The 13,632-nt window shown below is 69.2% G+C and carries 12 protein-coding genes, 1 tRNA gene and 3 pseudogenes; 12 read left to right on the top strand and 4 right to left on the bottom strand.

Translation table 11 applies throughout. From position 1 onward, the window contains the following. The first annotated feature begins 82 nt into the window (after positions 1-82). Both ABZ818_RS14700 and ABZ818_RS14695 read left to right on the top strand, forming a co-directional pair. Positions 83-1,060 (top strand): ArsA-related P-loop ATPase, encoded by a 978-nt coding sequence (locus ABZ818_RS14700; RefSeq protein WP_361414134.1) that lies wholly within the window; start codon positions 83-85, stop codon positions 1,058-1,060. Further along, the gene (locus ABZ818_RS14695) at positions 1,057-2,433 is read left to right on the top strand and encodes an ArsA family ATPase (protein ID WP_361414131.1); all 1,377 of its coding nucleotides are present in this window, start codon (positions 1,057-1,059) and stop codon (positions 2,431-2,433) included. The genes ABZ818_RS14700 and ABZ818_RS14695 overlap by 4 nt, the downstream gene beginning before the upstream one ends. Before the next feature lie 183 nt (positions 2,434-2,616). Here the strand turns inward: ABZ818_RS14695 and ABZ818_RS14690 are convergent, their stop codons facing one another. Next, positions 2,617-2,955, bottom strand: coding sequence for a WhiB family transcriptional regulator (locus ABZ818_RS14690; protein ID WP_172632898.1), 339 nt, complete (start codon positions 2,953-2,955; stop codon positions 2,617-2,619). Between the two features lie 641 nt (positions 2,956-3,596). Here ABZ818_RS14690 and ABZ818_RS14685 point away from each other — a divergent pair. Then, a complete protein-coding gene (locus tag ABZ818_RS14685) occupies positions 3,597-5,843 on the top strand; it encodes a transglycosylase domain-containing protein (protein WP_361414128.1) in 2,247 nt (748 codons plus the stop codon). Positions 5,844-5,973: 130 nt separating this feature from the next. Here the strand turns inward: ABZ818_RS14685 and ABZ818_RS14680 are convergent, their stop codons facing one another. Continuing rightward, positions 5,974-6,438, bottom strand: coding sequence for a GatB/YqeY domain-containing protein (locus ABZ818_RS14680; RefSeq protein ID WP_361414125.1), 465 nt, complete (start codon positions 6,436-6,438; stop codon positions 5,974-5,976). 151 nt (positions 6,439-6,589) lie between these two features. Here ABZ818_RS14680 and ABZ818_RS14675 point away from each other — a divergent pair, with 151 nt between their 5' ends. The 3 genes from ABZ818_RS14675 (at position 6,590) to ABZ818_RS14665 (ending at position 8,584) form a co-directional block, all read left to right on the top strand. After that, positions 6,590-7,516, top strand: a complete 927-nt coding sequence (locus ABZ818_RS14675; RefSeq protein ID WP_361414122.1) for a metallophosphoesterase — start codon at positions 6,590-6,592, stop codon at positions 7,514-7,516. Between the two features lie 127 nt (positions 7,517-7,643). Then, entirely contained in the window at positions 7,644-8,477 is an 834-nt protein-coding gene (locus ABZ818_RS14670; protein WP_361414119.1) for a Pr6Pr family membrane protein, read from the top strand. A 33-nt stretch (positions 8,478-8,510) separates the two neighbouring features. Beyond that, positions 8,511-8,584 (top strand) — tRNA-Pro (locus ABZ818_RS14665). A 70-nt stretch (positions 8,585-8,654) separates the two neighbouring features. Here ABZ818_RS14665 and ABZ818_RS14660 read toward each other — a convergent pair. After that, positions 8,655-8,893, bottom strand: a pseudogene (locus tag ABZ818_RS14660) (site-specific integrase); the annotation flags it as partial. Positions 8,894-9,039: 146 nt separating this feature from the next. Between ABZ818_RS14660 and ABZ818_RS14655 the strand changes: the two are divergent. Beyond that, positions 9,040-9,177: pseudogene (locus ABZ818_RS14655) on the top strand (phosphatase); the annotation flags it as partial. A gap of 13 nt (positions 9,178-9,190) precedes the next feature. On the opposite strand, the gene ABZ818_RS14650 reads toward ABZ818_RS14655, so the two are convergent. Further along, positions 9,191-9,676 carry an ATP-binding protein gene (locus ABZ818_RS14650; protein WP_361414331.1) on the bottom strand — a complete coding sequence of 162 codons (486 nt, stop codon included), beginning with the start codon at positions 9,674-9,676 and terminating at the stop codon, positions 9,191-9,193. Positions 9,677-9,835: 159 nt separating this feature from the next. Between ABZ818_RS14650 and ABZ818_RS14645 the strand changes: the two are divergent. From ABZ818_RS14645 to ABZ818_RS14625, 5 genes and pseudogenes are all read left to right on the top strand, one after another. Beyond that, positions 9,836-10,739, top strand: a pseudogene (locus ABZ818_RS14645) (helix-turn-helix transcriptional regulator); the annotation flags it as partial. Beyond that, entirely contained in the window at positions 10,648-10,842 is a 195-nt protein-coding gene (locus ABZ818_RS14640) for a DUF397 domain-containing protein (RefSeq protein ID WP_361414329.1), read from the top strand. The pseudogene ABZ818_RS14645 and the gene ABZ818_RS14640, both read left to right, overlap by 92 nt. Before the next feature lie 122 nt (positions 10,843-10,964). Next, positions 10,965-11,156 carry a hypothetical protein gene (locus ABZ818_RS14635; protein ID WP_361414117.1) on the top strand — a complete coding sequence of 64 codons (192 nt, stop codon included), beginning with the start codon at positions 10,965-10,967 and terminating at the stop codon, positions 11,154-11,156. 1,251 nt (positions 11,157-12,407) lie between these two features. After that, positions 12,408-13,112 (top strand): YeeE/YedE thiosulfate transporter family protein, encoded by a 705-nt coding sequence (locus ABZ818_RS14630; RefSeq protein WP_361414114.1) that lies wholly within the window; start codon positions 12,408-12,410, stop codon positions 13,110-13,112. Then, entirely contained in the window at positions 13,112-13,528 is a 417-nt protein-coding gene (locus ABZ818_RS14625; protein WP_361414111.1) for a YeeE/YedE thiosulfate transporter family protein, read from the top strand. Before ABZ818_RS14630 ends, ABZ818_RS14625 begins: the two co-directional genes overlap by 1 nt. The last annotated feature ends 104 nt before the right edge of the window (positions 13,529-13,632 follow it).

Here is a 13,632-nt window from a genome sequence, read left to right as displayed (position 1 = left end):
CGGCGGGCCACGGGGCGACCACGACGCCGGTTCTCCACAGCCTCCCGCGTGACCCGAGCGCGAACTGGTTAGTCTCGAATACGTGAGCAGGCTCCAGGTCGTCAGCGGCAAGGGCGGGACCGGAAAGACGACGGTCGCCGCCGCCCTCGCGCTGGCCCTGGCCACGAAGGGGAAGCGGACGCTCCTCGTCGAGGTCGAGGGCCGGCAGGGCATCGCACAGCTCTTCGAGACGGAGGCGCTGCCCTACGAGGAACGGAAGATCGCCGTCGCTCCCGGGGGCGGGGAGGTGTACGCGCTGGCCATAGACCCCGAACTGGCCCTGCTGGACTACCTCCAGATGTTCTACAAGCTGGGCGGTGCCGGCCGGGCCCTGAAGAAGCTCGGCGCCATCGACTTCGCCACCACCATCGCGCCCGGACTCAGGGACGTCCTGCTGACCGGCAAGGCGTGCGAGGCGGTGCGGCGCAAGGACCGCAGCGGACAATTCATCTACGACTACGTCATCATGGACGCGCCGCCCACCGGGCGCATCACCCGCTTCCTCAACGTCAACGACGAGGTGGCGGGCCTGGCGAAGATCGGCCCGATACACAATCAGGCCCAGGCGGTGATGCGGGTGCTGAAGTCGCCCGAGACCGCCGTGCACCTGGTGACGCTGCTGGAGGAGATGCCGGTCCAGGAGACCGTCGACGGCATCGCCGAACTGCGTGCCGCCCGGCTCCCGGTGGGGCGCATCATCGTGAACATGGAGCGCCCGCAGGTGCTGGACGCGGGCGACCTGGAACTCGTACGGACCGCTTCGCGCACCGCGCTCGCCCGGTCGCTGTCCTCCGCCGGGCTCGGCGGAGGACAGCGCGGTCAGAACGCCGAGCGGCTGGTGGGTCCGCTGCTGGAGCAGGCCGAGGAGTACGCCGAGCGTTACACGCTGGAGGAGGAGCAGCGGTCGGTGCTGAGCGAGCTGGGTCTGCCCCTGCACGAACTGCCGCTGCTCGCCGAGGGCATGGACCTGGCGGGCCTGTACGAACTGGCGACCGAGCTGCGGAAGCAGGGGATGTCATGAGCCCGGACCCGGCACCCGCGCGGGAGACCGCGCGCACCTCCGCCCCCGCGCACGACGGCGTCCGCCATCTGGCACCCACGCGCGCGCTCGAGGTCGACCCGCTGCTCGACGACCCGACGACCCGGATCGTGGTGTGCTGCGGCTCGGGCGGGGTCGGCAAGACCACCACCGCGGCGGCCCTCGGCCTGCGCGCCGCCGAGCGCGGCCGCAAGGTGGTCGTCCTGACCATCGACCCGGCCCGCCGGCTCGCCCAGTCCATGGGCATCGACTCCCTGGACAACGTCCCGCGCCGGGTGAAGGGCACCGAGGGCGAGGGCGAGCTGCACGCCATGATGCTCGACATGAAGCGCACCTTCGACGAGGTCGTCGAGGCGCACGCGGACCCCGAGCGGGCGGCCGCGATCCTGGCCAACCCCTTCTACCAGTCGCTCTCCGCCGGCTTCGCGGGCACGCAGGAGTACATGGCGATGGAGAAGCTGGGCCAGCTTCGGGCCCGGGACGAGTGGGACCTCATCGTCGTCGACACCCCGCCGTCCCGCTCGGCCCTGGACTTCCTGGACGCGCCCAAGCGGCTCGGCTCCTTCCTCGACGGCCGGCTGATCCGGCTGCTGACGGCCCCGGCGAAGCTGGGCGGGCGCGCGGGGATGAAGTTCCTGAACGTCGGGATGTCGATGATGACCGGCACGCTCGGTAAGCTGCTGGGCGGTCAACTGCTCAAGGACGTCCAGACGTTCGTGGCCGCGATGGACACGACCTTCGGCGGCTTCCGTACCCGCGCGGACGCGACGTACAAGCTGCTCCAGGCGCCGGGAACCGCGTTCCTGGTGGTCGCGGCCCCGGAGCGGGACGCGCTGCGCGAGGCCGCGTACTTCGTCGAGCGACTGGCCGCGGAGAAGATGCCGCTGGCCGGTCTGGTGCTCAACCGGGTGCACGGCAGCGGCGCCGGTGAACTCTCGGCCGAGCGGGCGCTCGCCGCCGCGGAAAATCTTGAGGAGGCCCGCATTGTGGATCAGCGGGACGGGAAAGCTGGAATTCGTAACTCTCCCGAAACGTACGGCAGTTCAGACTCTCCCGCTGCTCATCCCGATTCCGGTGCGCCTCCCGCGGACCCCGAGGCGCCCGCCGACGACGACTTCGAGCCGGAGTCGTCCGTCGACCAGGTCACCGCGGGCCTGCTGAGGCTGCATGCCGAGCGCATGCAGCTGCTCTCCCGTGAGCAGCGCACGCGTGACCGCTTCACCGCCCTGCATCCCGAGGTGGCGGTGGCCGAAGTGGCCGCACTGCCCGGGGACGTACACGACCTCACGGGGCTGCGGGACATCGGAAACCGGCTCGCGGAACACCGCCGCGAGCTGCCCGAGCCGGGCGCCTGACGGGCGCCCGCCGGGGGCTTCCGCAGCCCCTCCCCGCGGCGGGACGGCCACGGACACACGGACTCACGAACACAAGGACAACCGCGGCCCGCCCAGGAAGGACGACTCAGCCGCCCCCGAAGGCAGACCACCCAGAAGGGAGGGCGCCGCCGCCCAGGAAGGACGACGCCTCAGCCAGCCCCCTCAGCCCACCGCCGCGTAGTCCTCGTACACCTGGTCGTCGGCGAGGGACACCAGTCCGGCGCCCCGCTCGTACTCCATGCGCGCGGTCTCCAGCAGCCGGCGCCAGGAGGTCACGGTCGGCCGCCGGCGCAGCAGTGCGCGGCGCTCACGCTCCGTCATTCCCCCCCAGACGCCGAACTCGACGCGATTATCGAGCGCGTCGGCGAGACATTCGGTGCGAACCGGGCATCCGGTGCACACCGCCTTGGCCCTGTTCTGCGCTGCTCCCTGAACGAACAGTTCATCCGGATCGGTAGTGCGACAGGCCGCCTGCGCACTCCAGTCGGTTACCCAGCCCATACCGGCGCCGTCCTCTCCCGAAATCGAGGCTCCCCCACGGCGGCAGCGGCATATTCACCGCCGCCAGTTGAGGACGTTACGGAAGGTGGGCACGGCGCAACACCCCCAGCGGGCCCAATCTTGAATGGCCCGAACGGACTATGGGTAAGCGGCAGATCACCCGGGGGAGTGAGCTGGCGACATGCGCGACATTCCGGGCGCAGTGGGGCAGTTACGGTGCGCCGCAATGGACACCAGATGACACACAGGGCGAATTCAGGCACGTATCCCACACGCCCCGACCGCGCGCCCCGACACCATCCGGACCTGCCGACCAGAAAAGTCGAGCGGAGCCAGAACGTTTCGGAGCTGCCGGACGTACTGATACGTGGCCGCACCGCTGTGACAGTCGAGAGCAGCTTAGGCCAAGGCATATACGCGTGTCCGGCGAATGAGAACGTAGACGCCTCACGTTGCTACACCCCACGCGGCACCGGGGGGCCGTGTTCGACAGCCGGGGTGGCGAACTGCGCCTGCGAGGTCACCGTGCGCGTTGAGGTGTTGCCTGCTCGGCGACCCTCGGATGTCACGATCCTGTATTCGAACATTCCGAGGAGCCCCGCTCCGTCGGATCGCACATCACTACGGATTAGGCTGCCCCCATGCCAAAGAAGCGCTCGGGCGGTGGTCTGTCGTCAACGCAGCAGGCCGCCAAGTTCCTCGGTGTCAGTGTGCTCGCGGGAGCCGTGATGGCGGGCATCGCACTGCCCGCGGCCGGCGCGCTGGGCCTGGCCGCCAAGGGATCGGCCACGGGGTTCGACGACATCCCGGCCAACCTCAAGCGTCCGCCGCTCAGTCAGCGGACCACGATCCTGGACAACAAGGGCGAGCAGATCGCCCAGGTCTACTCCCGCGACCGTACGGTGGTCCAGCTGAAGGACATCTCGCCGTACATGCAGAAGGCGCTCGTCGCGATCGAGGACTCGCGCTTCTACGAGCACGGCGCGATCGACCTGAAGGGCGTGCTGCGCGCGCTCAACAAGAACGCGCAGAGCGGCGGGGTCTCCCAGGGCGCCTCCACGCTCACCCAGCAGTACGTGAAGAACGTCTTCGTCGAGGAGGCCGGCGACGACCCGACGAAGGTCGCGGAGGCCACCCAGCAGACCATCGGCCGCAAGATCAAGGAACTGAAGTTCGCGATCCAGGTCGAGCAGGACCTGGGCAAGAAGAAGATCCTCGAGAACTACCTGAACATCACGTTCTTCGGCCAGCAGGCCTACGGCGTCGAGGCCGCCTCCCAGCGCTACTTCTCCAAGCACGCCAAGGACCTGACCCTGCCCGAGGCGGCGCTTCTCGCCGGCATCGTCCAGTCCCCGAGCCGCTACGACCCGGTCAACGACGAGGCCGAGGCCACCAAGCGGCGCAACGTCGTCCTGCAGCGGATGGCCAGTGTCGGCGACATCTCGCAGGCGGAGGCCGACAAGGCCAAGAAGGAACCGCTGGGCCTGAAGGTCACCCAGCCGCGCAACGGCTGCATCACGGCGATCAGGGGCGCGGGCTTCTTCTGCGACTACGTCCGCGAAGTGTTCATGAACGACCCGGTGTTCGGTAAGAGCCGGACGGACCGGGCGAAGATCTGGAACCGCGGTGGTCTGACGATCCGCACGACGCTCGACCCTCAGGCGCAGGATTCCCTGGGGAAGGCCGTCCGCGACCACGTCAACGCGAGCGACGCCGTGGCCACGGCGGCAACCATCGTCGAGCCCGGCACCGGCAAGATCCTCGCCATGGGCCAGTCCCGTCCGTACGGCTTCGGCAAGAACGAGACCCAGATCAACCTCTCGGTGGACAAGGCCATGGGCGGTGGCGCGGGCTACCAGCCCGGTTCCACGTTCAAGCCGATCGTGGCCGCGGCCGCCATCGAGGGCGGCAAGCCCGCGACTCAGGAGTACTCCTCACCTTACAAGATGCCGTACCCGAGCCCGGTCGCCGCCTGCGACGGCAAGAACTGGGTGAACACGAAGGGCTTCGATCTCACCAACGAGAACGAGTCGGAGGTCGGCCCGTACGGCATGAAGGAGGCGACCGCCAAGTCGGTCAACACCTACTACGTGCAGCTGATCAGCGACATCGGCATCTGCCCGGTGAAGAACATGGCCGGCAAGCTGGGCGTGCAGCGCGCGGACGGCACACCGATCGAGCAGAACCCGTCGATCGCGCTCGGCACCCAGGAGGTGTCGCCGCTGACCATGGCGAGCGCGTACGCCACGTTCGCCTCCCGCGGCACGTACTGCACACCGATCGCCATAGAGTCGATCACTCAGACCACCGGCAACCAGAAGAAGTCCCTGACCGTCCCGAAGTCGACCTGCTCGCGCGCGATGTCGGAGACCACCGCCGACACGGTCAACACGCTCCTGAAGGGTGTGGTCGAGGACGGTACGGGCACGCAGGCCGGCCTCGGCGACCGTGCCAGCGCCGGCAAGACCGGTACGACGGACTTCCGCTTCGCGGCCTGGTTCGTCGGCTACACGCCGAACATGGCGGGCGCGGTCTGGGTCGGCGACCCGGCACACCAGCGGCGCATGGTCAACATCACCATCGGCGGCACCCCCTATGAGAAGGTCTTCGGTGGCCAGGTCCCCGGCCCCATCTGGCGCGACATGATGTCGGGTGCGCTGGCGGGCAAGGACGCCCCGTCCTTCAACCTCGTGAACATCCCGGACCCCGAGAAGGACAAGGACAAGGACAAGCACAAGGGCAGGGGCCGGGGAGACGGGCACGGGAACGGGGGCGACAACGGCGGGAACAACCCCTTCCCGAACCCGTCCATCACGCTCCCGGAGGGCTTCTTCCAGGGCCAGAACGGCGGACCGCGGGGCAACGGCAACGGAGGACGCCGCGGCTGATGGGCAGGTGGCCTGACGGGCGGGCGGCGGGGACGCCGTCCCGCGCCTCGGCCACAGCGAAGGGGCGCCGGCGGATGGCCGGCGCCCCTTCGTCGTACGTAGCCGGGTCCGTCCCCGAGGACCGGCCGGGTCAGCCGGCCAGAAGCTTCTTGACCGCGGCGGCGACACGGCCGCCCTCGGCCTGGCCCGCGACCTTGGGGTTCACGATCTTCATGACCGCGCCCATGGCCCGCGGCCCCTCCGCACCGGCGGCCTTCGCCTCCGCCACGGCCTGGGCGACGATCCGGTCCAGCTCCTCGTCGGACATCTGCTGGGGCAGGTACGCGGCGAGCACCTCGCCCTCCGCCTTCTCCCGCTCGGCCGACTCGGCGCGACCACCCTGCTCGAAGGCCTCGGCCGCCTCCCGGCGCTTCTTGGCCTCCTTGGTGATCACCTTGAGGACCTCCTCGTCGGAGAGCTCGCGCTTCTCCTTGCCCGCGACCTCCTCCTTGGTGATCGCGGCGAGCGTCAGCCGGAGCGTCGAGGAGCGGAGCTCGTCACGCGCCTTGATCGCGGCGTTGAGGTCATCGTGCAGCTTCGACTTGAGCGTGGTCATGAGGTTGATTGTCGCAGGTACGGCAAGGCTCCCGCGCGCCGATTTACGGAGCCCGGCGGCACGCCGATCCCCGGGCGGAGCCCGCGCGTTGGCGCCGCGGCAGCCCACGGGCGATTTCCGCCGCACGGCGTGGGCCTGAGACGATGGACACATGCGCGCGCGATACGGAGTACCCCTGGGCATCACGGCGGTCGCGGCCGCCGGTCTCCTCTACTCGGCGGGGTTCGAAGCCCGCTCCTTCCGCCTGAGGCGGGTGACGGTCCCGGTCCTGCCCTCCGGCATGCGCCCCCTGCGTGTCCTCCAGGTCTCCGACATCCACATGGTCGGCGGCCAGCGCAAGAAGCAGCGCTGGCTGCGCTCGCTCGCCGGACTGCGCCCCGACTTCGTGATCAACACGGGCGACAACCTGTCCGACCCGGAAGGCGTGCCGGAGGTCCTCGACGCCCTCGGCCCGCTGATGGAGTTCCCGGGCGCGTACGTCTTCGGCTCCAACGACTACTACGGCCCCAAGCTGCGCAACCCCGCCCGCTACCTGCTGGAGAAGACGAGCGGCCGGCACGGCCTGAACGGCAACGCGCCCGCCGTCGGGGTGATCCACAACCCGTGGGAGGACCTGCGGGACGGCTTCGACGCGGCCGGCTGGCTCAACCTGACGAACACGCGCGGCACCCTGAAGCTCGAGGGCCTCTCGGTGGAGCTGACGGGCCTGGACGACCCGCACATCAAGCGGGACCGCTACGCCAGGGTGGCGGGCGGCCCGTCCACCGCGGCGGACTTCTCGATGGGCGTGGTGCACGCCCCGTACCTGCGCGTCCTGGACGCCTTCACGGCCGACGGCTACCCCCTGATCCTGGCCGGCCACACCCACGGCGGCCAGCTCTGCATCCCCTTCTACGGCGCCCTGGTCACCAACTGCGACCTGGACACCGACCGGGTGAAGGGCCTGTCCACCCACACCGCCGAGGGCAGCACGTCCTACCTGCACGTCTCGGCCGGCTGCGGCACCAACCGCTACACCCCGGTCCGCTTCGCCTGCCCGCCGGAGGCGACGCTGCTGACGCTGGTGGGGCGGGAGTGACGCGATAGCGGTACGGGCCTGGGGGCGGGGCAGCGACGGTTTCTCACCGCACGGCAATCCGTAACCCACGTAACCCATACGGGCTACCCGAATCGCCCCCTATGTCCGCCCTCCCTACCGTGAGGGCATGGCCGCCGAGACCCCCGAACCGCCCGAGGTGCCGAAGACCCCTCCGACGCCTTCCATACCTCGGGACATACCGGAGCTTCCCGCAGTCCCGGGCATCGTCAAGCTGATGCCCTCCTCCTTCGTCCCCCCGACCGCCGTCATGGCGCCCACCCGCCACCCCAGGGCGGCGGCCTACCGCCTCCTCACCGCCGCGGTGATCACGGTCGCGGTGGCCGTGGAACTGCACCTCGGCTCCCCGGCGCGCGTCCTGAGCGTGTTCGCGATCCAGAGCAACATCCTCCTGGCCCTGGTCCTCTTCCTCTCGGCCCGCAGGGCCCGGGCGGCCCGCCAGCCCCTGCCGGCCACACTGACCGGAGCGACCGTGCTCTACGCCCTGATCACGGCCCTCGTGCACCACGCGATCCTGGCCCGCACGTCGCCGGCGTTCTCGATCACGGGCGAGCCCGGCACCCACCCGCTCTGGCAGAAGGCGGCCACCGTGATCCTGCTGACGGCGGCCCCGATCGCCGCCCTCCTGGACTGGCTCCTGCTCACCGAGCCCGACCGCCTCCACCTGCGCCAGGCCGCACCATGGCTGCTCTACCCCCTGGCCTACCTGGTCTTCTCCCTCACCCGCGGTGAACTGCTCCCCGCCGACGCCCCCGACCGCTACCTCCACCCCTTCCTGGACGTCTCCCAGCACGGCTACAAGCACGTCCTGGCCAACGCCCTCCTCCTGGGCCTCGCCTTCTACGCCCTGGCCCTCCTCCTCGTAGCCGTCGACCACACCCGCCCGAACCCGATCCGCCGCCGCACCAAAACCGGATTTCGCCTCTGGCCACCAGTGGGCTAAAGTAAACGTCGTCGCCGCGACAAGCAGCGACATCGGGGTGTAGCGCAGCTTGGCAGCGCGCTTCGTTCGGGACGAAGAGGTCGTGGGTTCAAATCCCGCCACCCCGACGCTGGTCAGAGGCCACATACGGATTTCCGTATGTGGCCTCTGTCGTGCTCGGGGGCCAAACGAAGTTGATCAGGCAACCGCGCCGCCCTCTACCTGCACCTCTGCCTCCTCCCCTTCCTGTTCATCGGCGAAGATGCCGTCCATGGCTTCGGCGCCCTTCGTGATCACGAGCCGGAGCTGCTTCCGGTAGACCGCCTGGTCGTCGCCTGGCTGCTGTGACCGACCAGCAGAGCGATCATCTCCAGTGGAATGCCATGGTCGGAGAGCAGCGGCACAAAGCGGTGCCGGAGCTCCCGCGGCGTCCACTCCGGCCGAGGTCGCGTTAGCCGCGGTGCGTGCCCGCGACGATGTGGTGCGCAACGTGTACGGCCAGCGGCTCGCTCGCATCGACAAGGAAGCCGGGGACTTCGCCACCGCCGTCGATGTGGATGCGGAGAGGACGATCCTCCGTGCGCATTTCGCCGCCGGCATCGCTCTGTGCCAGGCCGCCGGATGCGTGGTCACCGGGATCGACGGCGCCCCGATCGGACAGGCCGACCGCGGACTCGTGGTGGCCGCCGACGGCGAAGCCCGCCAGCTGCTGATGTCGGTGTCCGTAACCGAAGCTAGTGCTGCGACCTGGAAGGTTCACCGGCTCGCGACGCCCGGCACGACACCTCCGCCCAGACCGTCTTGCCCACGGGGTCCCTCGGCGTCCAGCCCCAGCGCATGGCCAGGGCGTCCACCAGGATCAGACCGCGCCCCGACTCCCCGTCGGGGTGGGCCGAAGGGGCGGTCGTCGGTGGGCGTTTGATCAAGGCGGCGTCCGCCACTTCGACGCGGATCACGTCGGTGGTCATGTCGAGGGCGAGACTCAGCGCGAAGCCGTGGCCGGGGACCCGGCCGTGTCGTACGGCGTTCGCCGCAAGTTCGCCGACGATGAGCGCGATCGTGCACGACGCGTCCGACGCCGGCGGGTACCCCCACTCCTCCATGCGCCGCACGGCAAGGCGCCGGGCCAGCCGCGCGCCCCGGGGCGTGGAGGCGAACCGCTCCGTGAAGTGGTGGTAGTTGGGCGCTACGCCCTCTCCCGGTGTGGTCGTTCCTGTCAGCACGGCCTGTCTGCCTTCCCGCGAAGTGCACGAGTCATTACGTTCCGTACTCAAGAGTCGTCCGGCGGCCCTACGCCCGAAAGGTGGCGCAGCCTTACCTTTCAACTCGTAAGGAACGGAAGTAACGCCTTGGCCAACGGAATTGACCCCAGTACGTCCATGGCTGCGCTGTTCGGTTCACGGGGGCGCAGACTCCGTACGGCGGCCGGACTGACCCAGGCCGAACTCGGAGCCAAGACACATGTGGTGAGCACCCGGATCACGCAGATCGAGCGCGCGTCGGGGGCGAAACCGACGCTGCGGCTGGCCCGCGCGCTCGACGCCTCACTCGGGCGGACAACCTGTTGGTCGAGCTGTGGCCGTACGTGTATCGGGAGGCGTTTCCGGACTGGTCGCGGGCGTTCATGGCCTACTCGGAGCGGGCGGTGTCCATCAGGGAGTACGCGGCCCACGTGGTGCCGGGCTTATTGCAGAGCGAGGCGTACGCGCGAGCGGTGCTGAGCGTCGGCCGGACGCTGCACAATCAGGAACAGTTGGAAGAGCGGATCACCGCCCGCCTGGAACGGCAGGAACGCCTCAGCTCTCCCGGTCGGCCTGAGATGTGGGTCATCCTCGACGAAGCGGTACTGAGGCGTCCCATCGGTGGCCAGGCCGTCATGTGCGAGCAGTTGGAGCGACTGCTCGAGGCCGGATCGGAACCCCATGTCACCGTGCAGGTATTGCCGTTCGACCAAGGCGAGCACGATGCGATGGGTGGCTCGCTGACAGTTCTGACCATGCCGGACGAGTCCGAAGTCGCCTACACCGAAGGCGCGCACTACGGCCAGCTCATCGAGGATGCGGCCGAGGTCAGGAGTTTCGCGCTACCTACGATCGGCTACGCGCGGCAGCTCTGCCCCCGCTCATGTCGCTCGACATGATCCGATCCGTGATGGAGGGCAACCACCGTGGAGCGAAGGTCCCGTCCCGATCTGAACGGCGCCGCGTGGCGCAAGAGCAGCTACAGCAATCAGGAGGGCGGCAACTGCGTGGAGGTGGCGGAGGGGTTCCCCGGCGTCGTGCCCGTCCGTGACAGCAAGGTCCCGCACGGTCTCGCTCTGACCTTCGAGGCCGGCTCCTGGGCAGCCTTCATAGGCCAGTTGAAGGCCGGCCGTCACCGCGTCTGAGCCGACCGGGCCCTGGTGTCCGACACGTCGCCGACGCCGCCGCCGAGAATCTTCACGGCCACCGCACTCGAACGCGACGGTGGTCAGCCGTAGGAGCCCTCGGGAAAGGAACGCACACCAGCATGCGGATCGTGGAACTCTCCTTCACCTCCGCACCCGAGCGGCTCGCGGCGCGTCCTGCGCACCGCGAGAAGCACACCGTCCTGCACGAGAAGTGGATCGCCCGCATGGCGGGGCCGCTCGCCGGGCGACTCGGGCACCGTCATCGTCGTCGACGTACCGGGCCGCGCCGCCCTCGACGAACCCCTGGCTGAAGCCCCGTACTTCAGCACCAAGGGCGTGAGGTGACCGGCCTGCGGGAGTGGCAGCCGTTCATCAAGTGACGCAAGAGGGAAAAAGGTGTCCATGGGGCATGGGTTCGATGTGCGTGGTCGTGTTCTGCTGGGTGGGCTTCCGTGGTGGGGCGGGGGAATTCGATGATCGAAAAAGCTTCGCGGGCGCCGAATTCTCCCGTCCGGGCCTTCGGTCGGATACAGGTGAAGTGTTCGGAGGGGTCGCATTCACTAAGCGGAGATTGATCTCCGCGTCGGCTCTTGCCGGGCTGATCTGCAATATTCACGGTCTCGCCACAACCTGGTCGAACATTCGCACGCTCTCCACAATCGCCCGGCTCGGGCCCGTGATGGACGGGATCATGAGACCTGATCGCGATCAAAGGCCCCGCTGTCGGCCGGCAAATATCCGGACATCAGAGGTAGGAGAGCAGACCTTTCACGTGGCGCAGCTCACTGAGCAATGTCAAGTGGTTCGGCCGGAAAACTCGGTCGGGTTGCCCGGGGCACCGGGAAAGTGGTTCCATCACGGCTGAACGCGGTGACTGGCAGTCACAATACGGCTCTGTGCCGACATTCCCCTGACGTATTGAGATCGTCGAGTGGGCGCGGCAAGGACAAGAACCAGGAAACGGCGACCGCCCCTTTGTGAACGGGCGGTCTGCGCCGGTCAGGAGGGAGCAACGTGGGTTGCTCGCACGCCGTGGGATGCCCGCTTTTCCCCCTGCTCAGGGCGAGCTTGCAGGGTTGGCGCGACTACTACTGCGACAGCGCGGACCAGTGGCACGACTGCGCCCGCTACCAGTTGTCGCTCACCGGCGAGCGCGTGCCGATCAGCCTGCTGCCCAACGGGGCGACCGCGCGGCACCTCGAAGGCACGGCCGGTGCGAACCGGTCCAGCGCGACCAACCCCACGCAGGCACCCCGGCAGGCTCCGCAGCCGCAGCCCGACGCGTGGTCCCGGCCGGCACCGGCCGGGCCGCCTGAGCCGGCGTCACTTGGTCGCGAGCAACCGGAGAGCACGGCCTGGTTCGGGGCGGCACCGTCCCCGGCACCGGTCCCGCCACCGGTCTCGCCTCACCAACCGTCACCCCACACACCGACTCACCACACACCGACTCACCACATAACAACTCCCCGCCCCTCGGACCGCCCCGCTCCGCACACGGCGCATGCGTCCCGCGCGAAGCGCGGCTTGTGGGGTCGGCTCGCCGACTGGATGAGAGGTCCGGCATGAACTACTGGCCCTGGTGGGCGGGCGCGGTCGGGCTCGCTCTGGTCACCGTCAACTACACCCTCACCACCGATCGTTCCTTCGGGGTGTCGTCGGCCTGGGACCGCGTGCTGCACTGGCGCAGCGAACGGCGTCTCGAGCAGATGGACGACGAGTTCGCCGACGATCAGGAACTCGCCGAAGCGCTCGCCGCGGCCACCGCTGAGCACTTCGGAACCCTGCCCGGAGCGCCGGCCTCGCCCACGGGACCCGGAGCGCCGGCCTCCGCCCAAGTCCCGTACGCGGAGTCGCAGCCCCCGTACGGAGCGCCACCGCAGCCGCCGGCTCCGGACGTCGAACCGGTGGCGACAGAGGGTTCCTCGGTCACGAGCCAGCGTCCCGCCCCTCTGGTCACCCAGGCCGCCCTGCTGGTGTCGATCTTCCTGGGCGGACTGATCGCCTCGCTCGCGTCCGGGCGGTTCGAGCTCCGCTACGACATGGGTCCGGGCTTCCGGGACTTGGTCACCGCCGATCCGATCACGATGGTCGTCCTGCTGTTCCTGGGCGGCGTGCTGGTCGGCTTCGGCACCCGGCTGGCCGGCGGGTGCAGCTCCGGCCACGGGCTGAACGGCTGCGGCCGGCTGCGCCCGGTCAGCATCGTCGCGACCGCCGTGTTCTTCGGCACCGCCGTCGGGGTGTCGTTCCTCCTGTGGAAGGTGATCTGATGCGTACCCGGGGCGCGATTCTGCTGGCCAACATCATCACCGGGCTGGCCCTCGGCTTCACCGTCTCCAACATCGGCTTCGGCGACTACGCCGAGCTGAACCGCATGTTCACCTTCCAGGACCTGCGGATGTTCCTGTCCTTCGCGGGCGCCGTCGTGATCATCGTGCTCGCGTTCGCCCTGCTGCGGGTGCGCCGGACCCCGGGGCGGATCCACGCCGGTGTGATCCCCGGCGCGGTGCTGTTCGGCACGGGGTGGGCGATCTCCGGCGGCTGCCCGGCGATCCCGATCACCCAGGTCGCCGGCGGCTACCTGCCCGCCCTGGTGACCATCGTCGGCGTCGCCGTCGGCATCTGGCTTTGCCGCTGGGCCAACGCACGCTTCTTCCACCTGGACCGCGGCTCCTGCGGGCTGTAACCAGGTCGACCGGCCTGTGCTCATGTCCTGACGCACCGCGCACCGTGAGGTCCCGCCGTCACTGGGAACGGCGGGACCTCACGCGGTCTCCGGCAGACGCGAGG

It is taken from the genome of Streptomyces sp. NPDC047453 (assembly GCF_040643155.1).
Lineage (GTDB): Bacteria > Actinomycetota > Actinomycetes > Streptomycetales > Streptomycetaceae > Streptomyces.
Note: the sequence above shows the minus strand (reverse complement) of the source record. Positions and strands in the feature narration are given on the sequence as shown.

Coding starts and splice junctions, on each gene's coding strand:
- ABZ818_RS14685 (WP_361414128.1), top strand. CDS start 3,597: ATGCCAAAGAAGCGCTCGGGCGGTGGTCTGTCGTCAACGCAGCAGGCC.
- ABZ818_RS14625 (WP_361414111.1), top strand. CDS start 13,112: ATGCGTACCCGGGGCGCGATTCTGCTGGCCAACATCATCACCGGGCTG.
- ABZ818_RS14635 (WP_361414117.1), top strand. CDS start 10,965: ATGCGGATCGTGGAACTCTCCTTCACCTCCGCACCCGAGCGGCTCGCG.
- ABZ818_RS14630 (WP_361414114.1), top strand. CDS start 12,408: ATGAACTACTGGCCCTGGTGGGCGGGCGCGGTCGGGCTCGCTCTGGTC.
- ABZ818_RS14695 (WP_361414131.1), top strand. CDS start 1,057: ATGAGCCCGGACCCGGCACCCGCGCGGGAGACCGCGCGCACCTCCGCC.
- ABZ818_RS14680 (WP_361414125.1), bottom strand. CDS start 6,438: ATGACCACGCTCAAGTCGAAGCTGCACGATGACCTCAACGCCGCGATC.
- ABZ818_RS14675 (WP_361414122.1), top strand. CDS start 6,590: ATGCGCGCGCGATACGGAGTACCCCTGGGCATCACGGCGGTCGCGGCC.
- ABZ818_RS14690 (WP_172632898.1), bottom strand. CDS start 2,955: ATGGGCTGGGTAACCGACTGGAGTGCGCAGGCGGCCTGTCGCACTACC.
- ABZ818_RS14670 (WP_361414119.1), top strand. CDS start 7,644: ATGGCCGCCGAGACCCCCGAACCGCCCGAGGTGCCGAAGACCCCTCCG.